Annotated in this window: 1 protein-coding gene; it reads right to left on the bottom strand. The window is 50.8% G+C overall.

Going from position 1 to position 260, the window contains the following annotated elements; translation table 11 throughout:
- A partial coding sequence (locus tag FN960_RS21900) for an SIS domain-containing protein (protein WP_143850830.1) occupies positions 1-260 on the bottom strand: 260 nt, incomplete at both ends.

Raw genomic sequence — 260 nt, 5'->3', positions numbered from 1 at the left:
ACACCGGTGTAGGAAATGGCTAATAACAGATCGTCAGGGGACGACGCGTGTACTGTTGCGAGTAGCGCATGCATATCGCGCACTGCGGCAGCATTGAAGCCAATCTTCATCAGCTTCCAGGCAAAGTTTTGCGCCACCAGACCCGAAGCGCCAATAACGGTCAGAATTATCCGCCGCGCAGAGCGCAACATTGTTACGCATTCATGCAGTTTCTCTTCACTATTAACGTTTAGCGTTGCGTACATAGCGGCAGTATTTTC

Source organism: Alkalicoccobacillus porphyridii (genome assembly GCF_007293315.1).
GTDB classification, from domain to species: Bacteria; Bacillota; Bacilli; order Bacillales; family Bacillaceae_D; genus Alkalicoccobacillus; species Alkalicoccobacillus porphyridii.
The sequence above is the reverse complement of the archived record's forward strand: the minus strand, read 5'-3'. Positions and strand labels throughout refer to the sequence as shown.